The sequence below is a fragment of the Pseudomonas sp. FP2300 genome (assembly GCF_030687595.1).
Taxonomy (GTDB): domain Bacteria; phylum Pseudomonadota; class Gammaproteobacteria; order Pseudomonadales; family Pseudomonadaceae; genus Aquipseudomonas; species Aquipseudomonas bijieensis.
The window spans coordinates 1014302-1033963 of record NZ_CP117440.1; the positions used below are offsets into that span (position 1 = coordinate 1014302).

The 19662-nt window shown below is 59.4% G+C and carries 17 protein-coding genes and 1 tRNA gene; 14 read left to right on the forward strand and 4 right to left on the reverse strand.

All coding sequences use genetic code 11. The features are described 5' to 3' along the window. Positions 1-15 precede the first annotated feature (15 nt). The 6 genes from infB to PSH86_RS04345 all read left to right on the forward strand — a co-directional run bounded on the left by infB (position 16) and on the right by PSH86_RS04345 (position 6911). Positions 16-2535 carry a translation initiation factor IF-2 gene (gene infB / locus PSH86_RS04320; protein WP_116834154.1) on the forward strand — a complete coding sequence of 840 codons (2520 nt, stop codon included), beginning with the start codon at positions 16-18 and terminating at the stop codon, positions 2533-2535. Between the two features lie 159 nt (positions 2536-2694). Then, a complete protein-coding gene (gene rbfA / locus PSH86_RS04325; RefSeq protein ID WP_003177871.1) occupies positions 2695-3096 on the forward strand; it encodes a 30S ribosome-binding factor RbfA in 402 nt (133 codons plus the stop codon). A 3-nt stretch (positions 3097-3099) separates the two neighbouring features. Further along, on the forward strand, positions 3100-4017 hold the full coding sequence (truB, locus tag PSH86_RS04330) for a tRNA pseudouridine(55) synthase TruB (RefSeq protein ID WP_109753489.1): 918 nt from the start codon (positions 3100-3102) through the stop codon (positions 4015-4017). Between the two features lie 142 nt (positions 4018-4159). Beyond that, positions 4160-4429: a 30S ribosomal protein S15 gene (rpsO, locus tag PSH86_RS04335; RefSeq protein WP_039592311.1), complete on the forward strand. Its 270-nt coding sequence runs from the start codon at positions 4160-4162 to the stop codon at positions 4427-4429. Between the two features lie 175 nt (positions 4430-4604). Continuing rightward, positions 4605-6710, forward strand: a complete 2106-nt coding sequence (gene pnp, locus PSH86_RS04340) for a polyribonucleotide nucleotidyltransferase (RefSeq protein ID WP_003197725.1) — start codon at positions 4605-4607, stop codon at positions 6708-6710. Positions 6711-6835: 125 nt separating this feature from the next. Beyond that, positions 6836-6911 (forward strand) — tRNA-Thr (locus PSH86_RS04345). Between the two features lie 155 nt (positions 6912-7066). On the opposite strand, the gene PSH86_RS04350 is transcribed toward PSH86_RS04345, so the two are convergent. Beyond that, positions 7067-7294 (reverse strand): hypothetical protein, encoded by a 228-nt coding sequence (locus tag PSH86_RS04350; protein ID WP_233459545.1) that lies wholly within the window; start codon positions 7292-7294, stop codon positions 7067-7069. A 408-nt stretch (positions 7295-7702) separates the two neighbouring features. Then, complete coding sequence (locus tag PSH86_RS04355; protein WP_109753490.1) at positions 7703-8239, reverse strand: TetR/AcrR family transcriptional regulator; 537 nt, start codon at positions 8237-8239, stop codon at positions 7703-7705. 125 nt (positions 8240-8364) lie between these two features. Here PSH86_RS04355 and PSH86_RS04360 point away from each other — a divergent pair, with 125 nt between their 5' ends. The 3 genes from PSH86_RS04360 to PSH86_RS04370 all read left to right on the forward strand — a co-directional run bounded on the left by PSH86_RS04360 (position 8365) and on the right by PSH86_RS04370 (position 11165). Then, positions 8365-9009, forward strand: a complete 645-nt coding sequence (locus PSH86_RS04360; protein WP_109753491.1) for a glutathione S-transferase — start codon at positions 8365-8367, stop codon at positions 9007-9009. A gap of 72 nt (positions 9010-9081) precedes the next feature. Then, a complete protein-coding gene (locus tag PSH86_RS04365; RefSeq protein WP_109753492.1) occupies positions 9082-10053 on the forward strand; it encodes an alpha/beta fold hydrolase in 972 nt (323 codons plus the stop codon). Between the two features lie 113 nt (positions 10054-10166). Next, entirely contained in the window at positions 10167-11165 is a 999-nt protein-coding gene (locus tag PSH86_RS04370) for an NADPH:quinone oxidoreductase family protein (protein WP_109753493.1), read from the forward strand. A gap of 184 nt (positions 11166-11349) precedes the next feature. On the opposite strand, the gene PSH86_RS04375 is transcribed toward PSH86_RS04370, so the two are convergent. Next, positions 11350-11895, reverse strand: coding sequence for a hypothetical protein (locus PSH86_RS04375; RefSeq protein ID WP_305488120.1), 546 nt, complete (start codon positions 11893-11895; stop codon positions 11350-11352). A gap of 304 nt (positions 11896-12199) precedes the next feature. On the opposite strand from PSH86_RS04375, the gene PSH86_RS04380 reads away from it, so the two are divergent. Next, the gene (locus tag PSH86_RS04380) at positions 12200-12505 is read left to right on the forward strand and encodes a DUF6388 family protein (RefSeq protein WP_109753495.1); all 306 of its coding nucleotides are present in this window, start codon (positions 12200-12202) and stop codon (positions 12503-12505) included. Positions 12506-12543: 38 nt separating this feature from the next. Here the strand turns inward: PSH86_RS04380 and nadC are convergent, their stop codons facing one another. Next, on the reverse strand, positions 12544-13392 hold the full coding sequence (nadC, locus tag PSH86_RS04385; RefSeq protein ID WP_116834157.1) for a carboxylating nicotinate-nucleotide diphosphorylase: 849 nt from the start codon (positions 13390-13392) through the stop codon (positions 12544-12546). 226 nt (positions 13393-13618) lie between these two features. Between nadC and PSH86_RS04390 the strand changes: the two genes are divergently transcribed. From PSH86_RS04390 to PSH86_RS30525, 4 genes are all read left to right on the forward strand, one after another. Beyond that, a complete protein-coding gene (locus tag PSH86_RS04390; RefSeq protein ID WP_116834158.1) occupies positions 13619-15832 on the forward strand; it encodes a DUF1631 domain-containing protein in 2214 nt (737 codons plus the stop codon). A gap of 64 nt (positions 15833-15896) precedes the next feature. Then, positions 15897-16457, forward strand: coding sequence for a 1,6-anhydro-N-acetylmuramyl-L-alanine amidase AmpD (gene ampD / locus PSH86_RS04395; protein ID WP_305488127.1), 561 nt, complete (start codon positions 15897-15899; stop codon positions 16455-16457). Continuing rightward, complete coding sequence (gene ampE, locus PSH86_RS04400; protein ID WP_109753499.1) at positions 16454-17290, forward strand: regulatory signaling modulator protein AmpE; 837 nt, start codon at positions 16454-16456, stop codon at positions 17288-17290. Before ampD ends, ampE begins: the two co-directional genes overlap by 4 nt. A 1555-nt stretch (positions 17291-18845) precedes the next feature. Next, positions 18846-19550, forward strand: a complete 705-nt coding sequence (locus PSH86_RS30525; RefSeq protein WP_370873796.1) for a methyl-accepting chemotaxis protein — start codon at positions 18846-18848, stop codon at positions 19548-19550. Positions 19551-19662 lie beyond the last annotated feature (112 nt).

Consider the following 19662-nt stretch of genomic DNA (forward strand, 5'->3'; position numbering starts at 1 on the left):
TGAGGAGAGAAGTGCATGACGCAAGTCACGGTGAAACAACTGGCCGATGAGGTCAAAACACCGGTAGAGCGCCTGTTGCAGCAGATGCGTGAGGCAGGTCTGCCGCACACCGCCGCCGAGGAACATGTGACCGACAGTGAGAAGCAGTCCCTGCTGACTCACTTGAAGAGCAGTCACAAGGCGAAAGTGGAAGAACCGCGCAAGATCACTCTGCAGCGTAAAACCACCAGCACCCTGCGTGTTGCCGGTAGCAAAAGCATCAGCGTTGAAGTACGCAAGAAGAAAGTCTTCGTACAGCGCAGCCCGGAAGAAATCGAAGCCGAGCGCAAACGCGAACAGGAAGAACGTCGCGCAGTAGAAAATGCTGCTCGTCAGAAGGCTGAAGAAGAAGCCAAGCGTCGCGCCGAAGAAGAAGCGCGCCGCCAGCCTGCTGCTGCGCAAGTCGCTCCGGTGGAAGCTGTCGAGGCTGTTGCCCCGGTTGCCGAACCTGTGCGCGAAGCGGCTCCAGTCGTGGCGCCAGCTCCGGCTCCTGCCGATACTCGCAAGCGCGACGAACAGCGTCGTCCGGACAAGCCACGTGCCGACGACAATCGTCGTGGCAGCGGCGATGGCGAGCGCAAGAACGCGCCTCATCGTGCTTCGGTCAAGGAAAAGGCTCCAGCACCCCGTGTTGCGCCACGTACTACCGATGAAGAAAGCGATGGCTTCCGTCGCGGCGGTCGCGGCAAGGCCAAGCTGAAGAAACGCAACGCCCACGGTTTCCAGAGCCCTACCGGCCCTGTCGTGCGTGAAGTGAAGATCGGCGAGACCATCACTGTGGGCGATCTGGCCCAGCAGATGTCGGTCAAGGCTGCTGAAATCATCAAGTTCATGTTCAAGCTGGGTACGCCAGCCACCATCAACCAGGTACTGGACCAGGAAACTGCCCAACTGGTTGCTGAGGAGCTGGGCCACAAAGTGACCCTGGTCAGCGACACCGCCCTGGAAGATTCCCTGGCCGAGTCCCTGAAGTTTGAAGGTGAGGCGGTTTCCCGTGCACCGGTCGTGACCGTCATGGGCCACGTCGACCACGGTAAAACCTCCCTGCTCGACTATATTCGTCGTGCGAAGGTTGCGGCAGGTGAGGCTGGTGGTATTACCCAGCACATCGGCGCCTACCACGTTGAAACCGACCGCGGCATGGTGACGTTCCTCGACACCCCGGGTCACGCTGCGTTTACCGCGATGCGTGCCCGTGGTGCCAAGGCGACCGACATCGTGATCCTGGTGGTTGCAGCGGACGACGGCGTGATGCCGCAAACCATCGAAGCCGTTCAGCATGCCCAGGCAGCTGGCGTACCGCTGGTGGTTGCAGTGAACAAGATCGACAAGCCGGGCGCCGATCTCGATCGCATCCGCAGCGAACTGTCGGTCCACGGCGTGACCTCCGAAGAGTGGGGTGGCGACACTCCATTCGTTCCGGTCTCGGCGAAGATGGGTACCGGCGTTGACGAACTGCTCGAAGCCGTTCTGTTGCAAGCCGAGGTCCTGGAATTGACTGCTACGCCTTCGGCTCCTGGCCGTGGTGTGGTCGTTGAATCGCGCCTCGACAAGGGCCGTGGCCCTGTCGCGACCGTCCTGGTTCAAGACGGTACCCTGCGCCAAGGCGACATGGTGCTGGTCGGTTCGAACTACGGCCGCGTGCGTGCCATGCTCGACGAGAACGGCAAGCCAATCAAGGAAGCCGGTCCGGCTATCCCGGTCGAGATCCTCGGCCTGGACGGTACCCCGGACGCTGGCGACGAGATGAGCGTTGTGGCTGACGAGAAGAAAGCCCGTGAAGTGGCTCTGTTCCGTCAAGGCAAGTTCCGCGAAGTCAAACTGGCTCGTGCTCACGCCGGCAAGCTGGAAAACATCTTCGAGAACATGGGCCAGGAAGAGAAGAAGACGCTCAACATCGTCCTCAAATCCGACGTCCGTGGTTCGCTCGAAGCGTTGAACGGCGCCTTGAATGGCCTGGGTAACGACGAAGTGCAAGTGCGTGTGGTCGGTGGCGGTGTCGGTGGTATCACCGAGTCCGACGCCAACCTGGCACTGGCCTCCAATGCTGTACTGTTCGGCTTCAACGTGCGTGCCGATGCCGGCGCTCGCAAGATCGTCGAGCAGGAAGGCCTGGATATGCGTTACTACAACGTGATCTACGACATCATTGAAGACGTCAAGAAAGCGTTGACCGGTATGCTGGGCAGCGACGTCCGGGAGAACATCCTGGGTGTGGCCGAAGTTCGCGACGTGTTCCGTTCGCCGAAGTTTGGTGCCATCGCCGGTTGCATGGTGATCGAGGGTGTCGTTCACCGTAACCGTCCGATCCGTGTATTGCGTGAAGACATCGTGATCTTCGAAGGCGAGCTGGAATCCCTGCGCCGCTTCAAGGATGACGCTTCCGAAGTACGTGCCGGCATGGAGTGCGGTATTGGCGTCAAGAGCTACAACGACGTCAAGGTCGGCGACAAGATCGAAGTCTTCGAGAAGGTTCAGGTTGCTCGCAGCCTCTAACTCGCGCACTTCAAGAGCCGCACCGGGCAGCCGCACGAACATGCGCCGCCTCGCTGCCGGACTCTAAACGCAACGCCCGGTCTGGCTTTTGCCAGGCCGGGCGTTTGCCGCTTTCAGACCTCACGGGTTTGACCGTGGGGCAGTAACAGGTAACAAGACATGGCAAAAGAATACAGCCGTACCCAACGAATCGGCGATCAGATGCAGCGCGAGCTGGCCCAACTGATCCGTCGCGAAGTCAAAGACCCGCGCGTCGGCCTGGTCACCATTACCGCTGTGGAAGTCAGCCGTGACGTCGGTCACGCGAAGATTTTCATCACCGTGATGGGCCAGGATAGCGCCGAAGAAATCGCCCAGAGCATCAAGGTGCTCAACTCGGCCGCCGGCTTCCTGCGTATGCAGTTGGCCCGGGAGATGAAGCTGCGCAGCGTCCCACAGTTGCACTTCCACTACGACGAAAGCGTCGTGCGCGGTGCGCATCTGTCGGCCCTGATCGAGCGCGCCGTGGCTGAAGACAGTCAGCACCCGGTTGCGGCTGAACCCGAAGACACCAAGGAGTAATCGGTGGCTCAGGTCAAACGCATCCGTCGTAACGTCAGCGGCATCATCCTGCTCGACAAGCCGCTGGGGTTCACCTCCAACGCGGCGCTGCAGAAGGTTCGCTGGCTGCTCAATGCCGAAAAGGCCGGGCACACTGGTAGCCTCGATCCGCTGGCCACCGGCGTGCTGCCGCTGTGCTTTGGCGAGGCGACCAAGTTCTCCCAGTACCTGCTCGATTCCGACAAGGGTTATGAGACCCTGGCGCAACTGGGCAAGACCACCACCACGGCGGATGCCGAAGGTGAGGTTCTGCTCGAACGCCCGGTGACCGTTGGTCAGGCCGATATCGAGGCTGTATTACCGGCTTTTCGTGGGCAAATCAGCCAGATACCGCCAATGTACTCAGCCCTCAAGCGTGATGGGCAGCCGTTGTATAAACTGGCCCGTGCCGGCGAAGTAGTGGAGCGCGAACCGCGTTCTGTTACTATTGCGCGCTTGGAATTGCTGGCCTTTGACGGTAATACTGCGCGGCTGGCTGTGGATTGCAGCAAGGGCACCTATATCCGCACCCTGGTGGAGGATATTGGTGAACGGCTCGGCTGTGGCGCGTACGTGGCAGAGTTGCGACGGACCCAGGCTGGGCCTTTTACGCTGGCCCAGACGGTCACGCTCGAAGAGCTCGAAGCGGTGCATGCCGAGGGTGGTAACGAAGCGGTCGATCGTTTCCTGATGCCATCGGACAGCGGGTTGCTGGATTGGCCGCTACTGCAATTCTCGGAACATAGCGCGTTCTACTGGCTCAACGGCCAGCCGGTACGTGCCCCGGATGCGCCGAAATTCGGCATGGTCCGGGTACAGGATCACAACGGTCGCTTCATCGGTATTGGTGAAGTGAGTGAAGACGGGCGTATTGCGCCGCGTCGACTGATTCGGTCGGAATGACCGGAACCAGCCTGCGTAACAGCAGGTTGGCGAGTGTGGCTGTTAACAGGCACGGTCACTACTCATTTATAGATACAGGGATTTGTCCCTGGCCTGTTGGTACGGTTTCCCTGGAGACGGTACCTCACAAGAGGAAAGCCACATGGCACTCAGCGTTGAAGAAAAAGCTCAGATCGTGACCGACTACCAGCAAGCTGTTGGTGATACTGGTTCGCCAGAAGTGCAAGTTGCACTGCTGACCGCCAACATCAACAAACTGCAAGGTCACTTCAAGGCCAACGGTAAAGACCACCACTCCCGTCGTGGTCTGATCCGCATGGTAAACCAGCGTCGCAAGCTGCTGGATTACCTCAAGGGCAAAGACGTTAATCGTTACAGCACCTTGATCGGCCGCCTGGGCCTGCGTCGCTAATCAGCGATTGCGCTATGAGGTTGGTTGTCTGCCAGTTGCCCGCGTTTTGCGCTGGCAGCCGGCAGGCTCCCAGCCTCAAGTTTTATCTGGACAGTCGTTGGGCCGATTCCCCGCACTGCCCAAGAATTTCGCAAGAAGACAAGTTCCCCAAGAGCCACAAAGAAGGTAGGACACCGTGAACCCGGTAATCAAAAAATTCCAATTCGGTCAGTCGACCGTTACCCTCGAGACTGGCCGTATCGCCCGTCAGGCCTCCGGCGCAGTGCTGGTCACCGTTGACGACGACGTCAGCGTATTGGTGACCGTTGTCGGTGCCAAGCAAGCCGATCCAGGCAAGGGCTTCTTCCCTCTGTCTGTTCACTACCAGGAAAAGACTTACGCTGCCGGTAAGATCCCTGGCGGTTTCTTCAAGCGTGAAGGCCGTCCTTCCGAGAAAGAAACCCTGACTTCCCGACTGATCGACCGTCCGATCCGTCCGCTGTTCCCTGAAGGTTTCATGAACGAAGTGCAGGTTGTCTGCACCGTCGTGTCCACCAGCAAGAAAACCGATCCGGACATCGCTGCGATGATCGGTACCTCGGCTGCCCTGGCCATCTCCGGCATTCCTTTCGATGGCCCGATCGGCGCTGCCCGCGTCGCGTTCCACGAAAGCACCGGCTACCTGCTGAACCCGACCTACGAGCAACTGAAGGCATCGAGCCTGGACATGGTCGTGGCCGGTACTTCCGAAGCCGTGCTGATGGTTGAATCCGAAGCCAAGGAACTGACCGAAGACCAGATGCTGGGCGCCGTGCTGTTCGCCCACGACGAGTTCCAGGTGGTGATCAACGCCGTCAAGGAACTGGCCGCCGAAGCCGCCAAGCCAACCTGGACCTGGGCTCCACAAGCCGAAGCCACCGAACTGCTGGGCGCGATCCGTGCCGAGTTCGGCGAAGCGATCTCCCAGGCCTACACCATCACCGTCAAGGCCGACCGTTATGCACGCCTGGGCGAGCTGAAAGACCAGGTCGTTGCCAAGCTGTCCGGCGAAGAAGGCCAGCCATCGGCCAGCGACGTCAAAGCCGCTTTCGGTGAAATCGAATACCGCACCGTTCGCGAAAACATCGTCAACGGCAAGCCGCGTATCGACGGTCGCGACACTCGCACCGTGCGTCCGCTGAACATCGAAGTCGGCGTCCTGCCGAAGACCCACGGTTCGGCACTGTTCACCCGTGGCGAGACCCAGGCCCTGGTCGTTGCCACACTGGGCACCGCCCGTGACGCGCAACTGCTCGACACCCTGGAAGGCGAAAAGAAAGACCCGTTCATGCTGCACTACAACTTCCCTCCGTTCTCGGTGGGCGAGTGTGGTCGCATGGGTGGCGCCGGTCGCCGCGAAATCGGCCACGGTCGTCTGGCCCGTCGTTCGGTCCAGGCCATGCTGCCTGCCGCTGATGTGTTCCCGTACACCATTCGCGTGGTCTCGGAAATCACCGAGTCCAACGGCTCGAGCTCGATGGCTTCGGTCTGCGGCGCTTCCCTGGCCCTGATGGACGCCGGTGTGCCGATGAAGGCGCCGGTTGCCGGTATCGCCATGGGCCTGGTGAAGGAAGGCGAGAAATTCGCCGTCCTGACCGACATCCTGGGTGACGAAGACCACCTGGGCGACATGGACTTCAAAGTGGCCGGTACCGCCAAGGGCGTCACCGCACTGCAGATGGACATCAAGATCAAGGGCATCACCGAAGAGATCATGGAAATCGCCCTGGGCCAAGCCCTGGAAGCGCGCCTGAACATCCTCGGCCAGATGAACCAGATCATCGGTCAGTCTCGCACCGAGCTGTCGGAAAACGCTCCGACCATGATCGCGATGAAAATCGACACCGACAAAATCCGTGATGTCATCGGTAAAGGCGGCGCGACCATCCGTGCGATCTGTGAAGAAACCAAGGCTTCGATCGACATCGAAGACGACGGCTCGATCAAGATCTTCGGCGAAACCAAGGAAGCGGCAGAAGCAGCACGCCAGCGCGTCCTGGGCATCACTGCCGAAGCCGAGATTGGCAAGATCTACGTCGGCAAGGTTGAACGCATCGTCGACTTCGGCGCCTTCGTCAACATCCTGCCGGGCAAGGACGGTCTGGTCCACATCTCCATGCTGAGCGATGCTCGCGTCGAGAAAGTGACCGACATCTTGAAAGAAGGCCAGGAAGTGGAAGTGCTGGTGCTGGACGTGGACAACCGCGGCCGTATCAAGCTGTCCATCAAAGACGTGGCAGCAGCCAAGGCATCGGGCGTTTAATCACTCCCTCGCTTAGCCGCTGAACAAGCAAACGCCCCGACTGGTTCGGGGCGTTTTGCTGTGTGGTGAAAATCCCTGTGTCGCAGGTTGCCTGGCCACGGGGGACGGTGCTAGTTTTAGCCACCGCCCGTGTAGCTCAGCCGGTAGAGCAGCGCACTCGTAACGCGAAGGTCGCAGGTTCGATTCCTGTCTCGGGCACCATCTTGCATTCCACAGAGCGCTTTTGAGTTCTTTGGAAGTCTTGAAAAACCTGCCTTCTGACGGTTTTTTTCGTTTCAGCTATTCCGTTGGAATGCGATCGGTGCAGGGGGCCAGTCGAGGTTGCCGCTGAAGAGGCCGAAATCGACTCAAAGCGGTCAATTACCGCAACCTGAAAAGGGCTTTATCTGCTGAATAGCTCCTTGTGTAACAGTCATCGGTGGCCGTCCCGTGACTTCGCCAATGATGAAATCCTCACCTCCGTGCTGGTAGTCCTTCGCAACTTCCAGCAGATGCTGAATGAGAAAAGGCTGTAGGCCATCGCTCTCCAATTCCTGGCGGTATTGATCCAGTGTTGTCGCCACGTACTTGATCTCACGATCCAAGACTTTGCCGACTGCATCAGCTATGGACTGTTGGTTCAGTTCAATCGGACCGTGTAGCGGGTAAGTCTTGCCCTTGTGGGGTTAAGGGGTTTCCAGGATGGCTGCGATTAGTCGAGCCTGATCCTCGGCTGCGATCGGGGCATGGCGACCTGAGCCAAACGGTAGGCGAATCTCTCCGTGTTCAACGATATGCCTACGCCAGTGCGGATAGATCAGCCACTGTGCAAAGGAAGTCGGTTGCAAGTGCGTCACATCCACACCCGACCAGTCAAGCACTCGCTCCGCAGTGTAATGATCAAGGGCCGCGTGACTCTTGGCCACGCGACGTGCGGAAATCTGAGACGTGTTTACAGGCGAGCGACTGCTGTGGTTTCTGTGGCTGTCGCCCGTTATCAGAGTGGTTGCAAGCTAAGGTAGCAGGCCCATCGAGCGATAGGTTTCGATCGTTTGGTCAAAAACACTGATGTCGTCACGCCCACGCGCGATCAACTGAGCGCCCTCCACTGCCGCATAAATCGCTAGCGCCTGCTGCTGCCGTTCTTCTTGGTTCAACTGCGGCCGGCAAACGGACAACACTTCCGATAACCATCGGACATTGAGTGAGTTAAAGGCTTCGACCTCTGTCCTAACCTCCGGCGGCAGGTCGTCGAATTCGGCGGACATGATTCCGCAAAGGCACATGCGGTTATCGTTCACCAGCGCCAGGCGAAAAATGTCGGTGTATCCCTTCATCCACACGCGAAGGTCATCGGAACGGGTCCGCAAACCCTCGAGGTACTCCTGACCGTCTTCGGTGTAACGCTTGGCCAGCGCGGCACCCAGGTCGCCTTTGGTAGGGAAATGGTAATGAATGCTAGCGCTCTTGATGCCTACCTCTTTGGCTAGCTCACGAAAGCTCAAGCCGTTGTAGCCCCGGGTCTGCACCATGGTTCGGGCGACTTGCATGATCGTTTCTCGCGTATCCGTCGTCACAAATTTACCTTCCTATCGATAGATAGATGTTGACAGTGAAAATATTCTTGCCGTAGTTTATACCTATCGATAGGTAGATAGATAGGTAAGGCATTTGTATGAAGGTTTTCGATATTCCCGGGTTTCCGAATCCTCTGCGTGTTCGCATTGTCCTGGCTGAAAAAGGCTTGGACTCGCAAGTGGAGTTCATCAAGATCGATCTGCCCGCGGCAGAGCACAAGCAACCTGCATTCCTGGCCATCAACCCGCTGGGCACTGTTCCCGTTCTTCAACTGGATGACGGCACCAACATTTCCGAGTGCACCGCGATCACCGAGTATCTGGACAATCTGGACGGAGAGCCGATTCTCACAGGCACAACGCCAAAGGAGAAGGCCATCATTCATATGATGCAGAAACGCGCGGAGTCAGAGCTGGTCGATCCGGTCGGGATCTATTTCCACCATGCCACGCCGGGACTCGGTGCTGCACTGCAGCCGTATAAAAGTCCGGAATGGGAAGGGCGTGTCGATTGGGGTAACCGCCAGCGCGACAGAGCGGTCGACGGAATGAAGTATTTCGATTATGTCCTCCGCAACCAGCCCTATATCGCCGGGGAGCAATTTTCCATGGCCGACATCACCGTATTCGCGGGGCTTGTGTTCGCCGGGTTCGCTTCTATCGCCATTCCCGAAGAGTGCACCGCGCTCCTGGCCTGGCAAATCAAGGTGCAGCAACGCCCTAGCGTGAAAAATCCCGCTTGATTCTGCTCCGCCCCCATCTGCAACCCGTCCGGGGCGGACCTTATACCCACCGTTTGTATCAGGTACATCTCTATGACCGCTCTCAACACCCGTGGGGCGTTGCGCCGTACGTTCGCCCTCGTCACGCTGGCGGCTGCCTGCTCGACGCTGACTGTTCAGGTCAGCGCCTCCCCGGCAAAGCACAAAGTGGCTTCCAGCTACACCCATCAAACCGCGCCGACCCAATTCGTCGAAGTTGATGGTGCGCGCTTGGCTTACCGTCGTTTTGGCAAAGCCGGTGGCGTACCGTTGGTGTTTCTCCAGCATTTCGTCGGCAACCTCGACAGTTGGGACCCGAAAGTCATAGACGGTTTTGCCCATGATCGCGAAGTCATACTTTTCGACAATGCCGGCGTCGCCAGCTCAAGCGGTGAAGTGCCGAATAATATCCAGGGCATGGCCAAATACGCCGCCGGGCTGCTCCAGCGGTTGGGTGTAACCAAGGCTGATGTGCTTGGTTTTTCCATGGGTAGTCTGATCGCCCAGCAAATGACGCTTGATCATCCGGAACTGGTACGTCGACTGATTCTGGTCGGCTCCTCACCTCGCGGTGGCGTAGGCATGTCTTCGCTGACGCCCGAGTTCCAAGGCTACCTGGCGAAAAAGCGCGACGTACCGGATGAGCTGCTGTTGGACGTATTTTTCACCCAAACTGCAGAAAGCCAGGCCGCTGGACGTGAATTTCTTACCCGTCTGCGTGCACGTAAGGTCAATCGGGATGTCGACGTCGATAGCAAGACCGCACCAGCGCAAGCCGCGGCCATAGCAGGCTGGGGAGCGCGGATAGACAACGCCAACGACTACCTGAAGGCCATCAAGCAACCGACGCTAGTAGTCGCCGGCAGCCACGATATTGTCTTCTACAGCGTCAATGACGTGACCTTGCAGCAGACGTTGCCCAATGCCCAATTGGTGATCTACCCGGATTCAAACCATGGCGCGATCTATCAATACCCGGATCTGTTTTTGAAACACGCTACGTTGTTTCTCAATGGGGTGAAGTAATTGAAACATTGCGCTGACGATTTGCTCGGCAGCACACGCCGCACCACTGATTAGGCTCCAAGTCGGGCCTGCGTCTACAGATCTGACGAGCGAAGAATCCAGGGTCTCAGATTATGAAAGCAATTCAGTTCCGTAGCTTCGGCGGCCCCGAAGTGCTCGAGTACGTCGACTTGCCAACGCCCGTGCCGGGGCCCGGCGAGGTATTGATAGACACCTCTGCGATCGGGGTGAATTTTCCAGATATTCGTGAACGGTTGGGCATGTATAACCGACCCGAAACACGCGTTGGTGGTGTTACGCTACCACATGTCGCCGGACTTCAGGTGGTCGGACGCGTTTCGGAAACAGGGGAGGGTGTTGACCCTGGTGTCGTCGGTCGCAAGGTCATGGCGCTCATGTCCAAAGGCGCATACGCACAGCAGGCTATCGCTCGCGTGAACATGCTGGTTACGCTGGATGAGATGGCAAACGATGTCGCAATGGCTGGCCTGCCTTGTCAGGGGGTTACTGCGTACCTCGCTTTACGCGTATGCGCACATCTGCAAGCAGGTGAAAACGTTTTGATTCAGGGGGCCGCCGGCGGTGTCGGGAGCCTGGCTGTACAGATCGCCAAAGCCATGGGCGCACAGTTGGTTTTCGGTACGGCCAGCACTGAAAGTCGACGCGCATTCGTGCGCGGCCTTGGGGCTGACCATGCCATTGCCTACGACACTCCTCAGTGGCCGCAACGCGTTCTGGAGCTGACAGCGGGGCGCGGGGTGAATGTGATCCTCGAGACGATCGGCGGCGAGGTGTTCGATCAGAACTTTGAGTGCCTCGCTACGCTTGGGCGTTGTGTGGTGGTGGGCTCCACGCGGGGTCCAGGCGAGGCATTGGCGCCTCGTCGGTTGATGGCCAAAGCGCAAACCTTGGCCGGCGTTTACCTACCGACGTTCTTTCAGCGCCCAGCGTTGATTCGCGAGGCTTTGGAGTTCCTCGCTGACGGCGTTTCAAGCGGCGTGATCAAACCCGTCATCGGCGCGACGCTCCCCTTAAGCGAAACGGCCCTGGCTCATGCCTTATTGGAACGAAGGGAAGTGCAAGGCGTCATTGTGCTGGATCCAAACCTCTAAGAGTGGATCACCGATCCCCCGGAATTTTCTTGCGAACTAGGGACGCAGGAGTGTCTGCGTCCCAGTCGTACCATTGGAAAGCCCAATGAGGGTACACCTAGAGGTAGAGAAATTTTCTAACTTAAAAATTTCCTTCTTTATGTTCAGAGGCAAAGAGGAGGATCGATTCCGGTTTCGCCTCTCGTTATTTCACTTTCCTGCTCAGCTCCTCGACCGTGCGTTTGAGCTGGTCCATCTGACCGTCCTGATCGCTGAGCTCCCGTTTCAGGGACGAAATCTCGCTGTTGCTCGAACTCGAACTGGAGCCGCTATTGCGCTTGAGTTCTTCCACTTGTTTGCCAAGGTCCTTCAGATCGTCTTGCTGTTCCTTGATCGTGCGCTTGAGCTCATCAATCTCCTTGCTGCTGGAGGTGGAGCTGGAGCCGCTGTTGCGCTTGAATTCTTCGATCAGGCGGGCCTGCTCGCTGAGGGTGCGCTTCTGGTTTTCCAGTTCGGCGGCGTTATCCCTGACTGCTTCTGGCAAGTTTTCCAAGTCACCCACGCTGATATTGGTCTTGATGAGAACATCTTTATCAAATGAGTTGCGGAGCACGGGGATTGTGTCGGAAGGCAAAGGTGTACCGGAGCTAACTTCGACATCCGCTTGAGCAAGGCCGGCCAAGCTCAGGCTGCCGAGCAGCAAGGTCGCGGTAGCAAGCCGGGTCGACGAACGTTTCGAAAAGCTGTGCATCACTAGGGTTCCTTGTGAAGTGCTGATATGGCACATCGCTATGACTGGTTATTTTGACAGATGTTCCCAAGCCCGCCTGGTTTCTCATACGCATGGTTTTTTGTGGGATAGATGTAAAGAACCGTGTAAATCGTCGGCAAAACGTCCTATATTCGTTGCCTGCATGTGCATCGCCCAGCAGTTTTCAGATGATCCCCGAATGGTTCTGAAGGCCAGATAAACCGGGCTTCACACGGTTTTTTGCGTCAGAGAGATCCTTGATGATCCAGATCCATCTTCCATTCCCCAGATCAACGAGAACGCCATGACCGTTAAAGCATTGACCCAGGAAGCCAGGCACGAAGAAGCGCTGAAGAAGTACGTGCTGGATGCGCCCCAACTGCTGGAAGAGATCAAGGACTTGCCTGCCGATGATCAAAAAGACCAGATCCAGTGGGCGTTCGAGGATGAGGCCGAAGCCCAGGGCCTGCAGCCTTGGGAGTTGACGCTCAAGTACACCTGTACACCTGAAGAGTTCGAGGCGCAGCGCCTTGCATTGCACAAGGAAGCGGCCGAGGTGCTGGGTGTGGAATGGGATGAGTACTGCGAGATGAATAATCTGGTGGTCTGAAAAAAACGCCAGCCTTTCGAGGCTGGCGTTTTTCGTTGTCAGAGGCTCAAGCGCATCGACAGATCCACCGCCTTCACATCCTTGGTCATCGCCCCGATCGAGATGTAGTCCACCCCGGTCTCGGCAATCGGACGCAACGTGCTTTCGTTGATCCCGCCGCTGGCTTCCAACTTCGCCTTGCCGCCGTTCAGGCGTACGGCTTCCCGCATGTCGTCCAGGCTCAGTTCGTCGAGCATGATGATGTCGGCATTGGCCGCCAGCGCTTCTTTCAATTCCGCCAGGCTTTCCACTTCGACTTCCACCGGCTTGCCCGGTGCGATCTTGTGGGCGGCAGCGATGGCCTGGGCGATCCCGCCGCAGGCAGCAATGTGGTTTTCCTTGATCAGGAACGCATCGTACAGGCCGATGCGGTGGTTATGGCAGCCGCCGCAGGTGACGGCGTACTTCTGGGCCAGGCGCAGCCCGGGCAGGGTCTTGCGGGTGTCCAGCAACTTGACCTGAGTGTCGGAGACGAAATCGGCCAGGTAGCGGGCCCGAGTGGCGACCCCCGAGAGCATTTGCAAAAAATTCAGTGCGCTGCGTTCGCCAGTCAGCAGCGAGCGGGCCGGGCCTTCGAGGTGGAACAGTGCCTGATCGGGGCTGACCCGGTCGCCGTCGTGCACTTGCCAATGCACTGCGACACGCGGATCCAGTTGCCGGAATACGGCATCGACCCAGGCCGTGCCGCTGATGATCGCCGCGTCGCGGGTGATGATGGTGGCCTTGGCCAGGCGTTCGGCGGGGATCAGTTGCGCGGTGATGTCGCCGCTGCCGATGTCTTCGAGCAACGCACGGCGCACGTTGGCTTCGATTTCGGCGGTCAGATCGGCGAGGCGTAGATTCGGCATAACAGGCTCCACAAACAAAGTGGCCTGATTATAGGGTGTCGAAACCTGCATTTGGTCGCGTCCTCGCAACATTTCCTCTTTTCGCCGGTCACTAATTGCGCCGTATTTCGAGCTGGATCACAGAGTCTACTGGTACGACGGGGTTCTTTTACCCGATAATCCGCCTTTCGATTGACGTCATGACTTTGACGTTGCGAGCCGAAGAAAGCCGTTTCAGGAGGCCAGGATGCACAACGACGGGAATGTAGTGCCTTTGCACAAGGTGTCTACCGATGAGGCGAATCGTTCGCCGCTCGCCCGCCTGCCTGTGATTCTGCTGCAGGTTCGCGACAAGGCTGCCCAGCAGCTGCGCCTGGGTTTGCAGGGGCTGTTCGATAATGCCGACGACACCTTGTTTGAAATGGCCGACCGCGCGCGCGACGACGTCGAGCAGAACCTGTACTTCGAGGCCATGCGCGACCTGCGCCTGAAGCGCAAAAGTATCGAGCGGGAATTTATCGAGCAGTTTTTCGAGACCTTCGTCAGCCTTGCCCAGTACGACCTGACCCACGTCACCTTGACGCCCAGCCTGGCGCCGGACAGCCAGACCCAGCGCTCCCAGGACGAGCTGGAGCGGCAGCTGGCGGTCGAGGCGATGGTCACTCGGGTGCTCAGGCGCGATGGCGTGGCGCTGGAACAACTGACGGCCCGACTCGGTGTGCTGCTGGCCCGACCGCTGTCCAACCAGCACAATCCCCTGAGCCCGGCACTGCTGTGCGAGAAGTTCCTGCAGGCCGGACGCAACCTGGGGGTGGGCATCAAGGTCAAGCTGATCCTGCTCAAGCTGTTCGAACGTTATGTGCTCAGCGAGTGCGACCAACTCTATACCGAGGCCAACCAGCTGCTGGCCGCCACTGGCATCTTGCCGGAGCTCAAGGTTACGCCGGCGCGGCGCGCGTCGGATCGCTCCGAGGATCAGCCAAGGCCCAACGCCGAGATCGCTGCCAAGCCCAGCGATGGCGAGGTCGATGACAGCGTCCAGGAAGTGTTCGCCGCCTTGCAGAAACTGTTGATGCAAGTGCGTGGCAGCGTGGCGCCGACCCTGGAGCCCAGCGTACCGCCCCAGCCGATCTCCACGCGTGACCTGCTGCGGCTGCTCTCTCATTTGCAGCAATACGTACCGGCGCCTACCGTTCACGACGAATTCGACTTGCGTAGCCAGCTCGAACAGCTGTTGACCCGGGTCAGCGTCAGGAGTGGCAAGTCCCGGGTGGTCGAAGGCGCCGATGAAGACGTGATCAATCTGATCTCGATGATGTTCGAGTTCATCCTCGACGATCACAACTTGCCGGACTCCTTCAAGGCTCTGATCGGCCGCCTGCAAATTCCGATGCTCAAGGTCGCGGTGCAGGACAAGAGCTTCTTCAGCCGCGGCAATCATCCGGCCCGGCGGCTGCTTAACGAAATCGCGGCTGCAGCCATGGGCTGGGGCGATTGCGACGATCATCAGCGCGACAGTCTGTACCTGCGCATCGAGCAGGTGGTGCAGCGCTTGCTGAATGATTTCGTCGATGACCCGGCCATTTTCTCCGAGTTGCTGGCCGACTTCCTGGCCTTCACCAGTGACGAGCGGCGCCGCAGTGAGCTGCTCGAACAGCGTATCCGCGATGCCGAAGAGGGCCGGGCCAAGGCCGAACTGGCACGCCAGCGAGTCGAAGGGGCGCTGAACCAGGTGATGCTGGGCAAAGTCTTGCCGCAAGCGGTGGTGGAGTTCGTGCAACACGCCTGGAGCCAGGTGTTGTTGCTGACCTGTTTCAAGCACGGCAAGTATTCCGCCGAGTGGCAGGCCGACGTCCTGACCCTGGAGCAATTGATCTGGAGCGTCCAGCCTCACGACGAACCTGATGCCGGCCTGCGTTTGCTGGCGATGGTGCCGGAGCTGCTCAAGGCCCTGCGTGAAGGCCTGAGCCGTTCGGCGTTCGACCCGTTCGCCACCAGCGAGTTTTTCAGTGAGCTGGAAGTCCTGCATGTGCAGGCCCTCGAACGTACGGGCCAGGCAACGGAACAGGCCCAGCCGTTCGATTCGCCGGCCATGGTCGAGGTGCGGGACAGAATCGTCCTGCGCCCCCCGCAAAAATCGGCGGGAGAGAGCGTGGCGGTGCATTTGCCGGCGGATGATGTCGGCCTGCTGCAGGTCGACCAGTTGCACCTGGGGAGCTGGGTCGAGTTCCAGGAGGACGATGACAACACCTTGCGTTGCAAGTTGGCGGCGATCATCGAGGCCACCGGCAAATACGTCTTCGTCAATCGCACTGGCCTCAAGGTGCTGGAGCACAGCCGCACCAGCCTGGCCCTGGAGTTTCGCCGGGGCGCGGCGCGGCTGTTGGACGACACCCTGTTGTTCGACCGCGCGCTGGAGTCGGTGCTGGGCAATCTGCGCCAGCTCAATCGCGGCAAGTGATCGCGCAGCCCGGTCCGATCACGGCATACTGGCGGCATTCACCGTCGTCATCGAAGGAACCTGTATGCAGTTGGACTCCGCGAGCGGTTGGTGCGAGGAGGTGCGTCATTGCCCATCGCCCAACTTCAATGCGCGCCCCGAAGGCGAAATCTCCCTGCTGGTGATCCACAACATCAGCCTGCCACCGGCACAGTTCGCCACGGGCAAGGTGCAGGAATTCTTCCAGAATCGTCTGGATGTCACGGAACATCCCTACTTTGCCGGTATCGCCGACCTGCGCGTCTCTGCGCATTTTCTGATCGAGCGTGACGGCACCGTGACCCAGTTTGTCTCTTGTCTGGATCGCGCATGGCATGCGGGCGTCTCGTGTTTCGAGGGACGTGAGACCTGTAACGATTTTTCCCTGGGCATCGAGCTTGAGGGCACCGATGATCTGCCGTTCACCGACGCGCAATATGCCGCATTGGTGGACCTGACCCGGCAGTTGCAAGCGGCGTTCAGGGCGATCACTGTGCAGCGTATCTGCGGGCACAGCGACATCGCCCCGGGGCGCAAGACCGATCCGGGACCGGCATTCGACTGGGCGCGCTATCGCGCGGCCCTGACAGAAGGGGAAGGACAATGAGTTTTCTGGTGTTGCTGCTGGCCGTCTGGATCGAGAAGTTCTCGGCCTTGCGCCAGCGGGTCCAGCGCGACGGCGGTTGGCTGCACGAGCTGAACAAGCTCGAGGCGAGCCCACGTTGGGTCGACCGACCCTGGTTGGTGCTGACGGTGATGGTCCTGCTGCCCGTGGCGCTGCTGGCGTTGCTGCTGTGGGTGCTGGAACCGGTAGCCTATGGCCTGCTGGCGCTGCCGGTGCATTTGCTGGTGGTGATTTACAGCCTGGGGCGCGGTGATCTACTGGCGGACCTGGGACCGTTTCGCGACGCGTGGCGCCGGGAAGACCTGCAAGCGGCGGCTCATGTGGCCAAGCGCGACCTGGACATCGAAGCCGATGATGGCGAGCAGTTGCTGGAGCGGGTCCAAGGGCATTTGTTGTGGCAGGCCTACCAGAGCTTTTTCGCGGTGATTTTCTGGTACTTCCTGCTCGGCCCGGTGGCGGCCCTGAGTTATCGATTGCTGGCCTTGGCTGCCGAGCACAGCCAGAACCCCGGCGTGGCCGAGCGGGCCACGCAAATGCGCCATGCCTTCGATTGGGTGCCGGTGCGGTTGCTGGCGGCAAGCTTCGCCCTGGTGGGCAATTTCGTCGCGGTCAGCCGGGTCATGCTGCATGAGCTGTTGAACTGGAACATCAGCGCCGCCGAACTCATCGATAAAGTCGGCCTGGTGGCTGGCGAGATCCCCAAGCCCGTCGCCGGACCGGACGGCATCAACAGCCTGGACCGCCTCTGGGAGTTGCTGCTGCGTGCGGCGGTGCTCTGGTATGCCGGGTTTGCGTTGTGGACGGTGTTGGCCTGAGAACAACCACCGCATCTCCTTGTGGCGAGGGGATTGTGTGGGAGCAAGGCCTTGCTCCCACAGATAAATCCCCTAGCCACAGCTGAACCGTGTCAGTCCTTCTCGTTAACCTTAAGTTACAAATCTCCCCGCCGATTTAGGCTATACAGAGACAGCGCTCGAATAGTGGCTTTCTGCTGTCTCCGTGCGCGAGCTCATAACAATAAGAACACTACCGGGAGACTTCCTTGTGAAGAGTTTGCTCTGGCCCGCCGTCGCGCTGATGAACCGCCTGAGCTTCGGCATGAAGTTCAGCCTGATCAGCGTGCTGTTCCTGCTTCCCATGCTGGTGACCAACTTCTTTCTGGTGCGCGATTCCTATCGAGAATTCCAGGGCACACAAGTGGAGCTGCAAAGCCTCGATTTGCTAGGCAGCAGCCTGACTTTGCGTCGGGACCTGGAAACCCTCAACAACCTGGTACAGATCAACGCCAGCCTGGGCCAGTCCGGCAAGGCCGGTGATGTGGAAGCGAAGATCGGCAGCCTGGAGCAACAGGTTCTCGCACGCCTGCAAGGCATGACCGCCATGGCCATCGAGCCGGAGCAGGTCAGTGCCTTCGAGGCCAAGCGCGACGAGATGATCGGCGCTTTCAAGGCCCAGCAGGCCGAAAGCTCCCTGCAGAGCAAAAGTGCGCTGATCGGCAAGTTGCTCAACAGCGCCCAGATGTTCAGCCAGATCATCGCCAGCCAGGCGGGGCTCAGCCGCGACAACCAGAGCGACATCCGTCAGCTCAGCGAGTTGATCATCGGCACGACCCCCAAGGTCACCCAGATCCTCGGAGAGGGGCGGGCACTGGGGGCATCCTCATTGGGGCTGGGGTTTCTCAATTCGGCATCGAGCACCCGTTTCGACGAGTTGCTGGCGCAGATCGAAAAGCTTCAGGGCGAATATGATTTGAAACTGCAGGACGCCCTCGCTTCCAGCAAGGCCGCCGGGCAGGCCCTGGCCGTCCAGGCCGACGGCAGCAAGAGCAGCCTCAAGAAAGCCTCGGAACTGATCGAGGAGCAGGTGGTGATGGCCGACACCCTCGATGCACCTTGGCCGGCATTCTTTGAGCAGGTCAGCGGCCTGATGGCGCAGACGTATCGGCTGAACGAAGCGACCCAGGAATTTCTCGGCGTGCAGTTGCAGCAGCGCCTGGAGCAGAACCGCAGTCACATGGTGCTGCAAGCCGTGGCACTGGTGCTGGTGTTCCTGTTGATTTTTTACCTGTACGCCGGCTTCTACGCATCGACCCGCACCACCCTCCAGCACTTGGGCCAGATGATGGACAAGGTGGCGGCAGGGGACATGACGGTCAATTTCGTGGCTCGCAGCAAGGATGAGCTGGGCGAGTTGGGTGAGGTGTTCAATGGTACGGTGGCGAAGATCCATGACCTGATCGAACAGGTCGGCCGCACCGTCGCGGAAGTCGAACGTCAGGCCGGGCAAGTGGAAACGGTATCGGCCCGAAGCAACCAGGCCGTCGCCGGTCAGCGCAGCCAGATCGAACTGGTGGCCACGGCGATGAACCAGATGTCGGCCACGGCCCAGGAGGTAGCCCGCAGTGCCGCCGCAGCGGTCAGCAGCGCCCACAGTGTGAACGACGAGACCCTTAGCGGGCGTGGGCTGGTGGAATCCCAGCAGGGCAGCATCGCCCGCCTGGCCAGCGAGATCGATCAGTCGGTACAGGTGATCAATCAACTGGCGACCGACAGCCAGGCCATCAGCCGCGTGTTGGATGTGATCAAGAGCATCGCCGAGCAGACCAACCTGCTGGCGCTCAATGCCGCCATCGAGGCGGCCCGGGCCGGTGAGCAGGGGCGCGGCTTTGCGGTGGTGGCCGATGAAGTGCGGACCCTGGCCAAGCGCACCCAGCAATCGACCGAAGAAATCGAAGCGATGATAACCCGCCTGCACGGCGGTGTCGGCGCCGCCGTCAAGGCCATGGGCTCCAGCCATGAGATGGCCAGCGGCACTGTCAGTCAGTCGGAAAAGGTCCAGCAGGCCCTGGAAAACATCCTGGGTGCGGTCGGCATGATCGTCGACCAGAACCAGCAGATCGCCGCCGCTGTGGAGCAGCAAACGGCCGTGGCCCATGACATCGACCAGAACATTGTCGAAATCAACCGCGCTGGCGAACGTACCGCCGAAGGCGCCCACCAGACCGAAAACGCCAGCCGCGAATTGTCCGCTCAGGTGGTGCAGCTCAAACAACTGATCAATGCATTCAGGGTTTAGCTACACAATGATGTTCACTGCCGAACCAGTGTGGGAGCGAGCCTGCTCGCGATAGCGGTGTATGAGTCGACAAATATATTGTCTGGCACACTGCAATCGCGAGCAGGCTCGC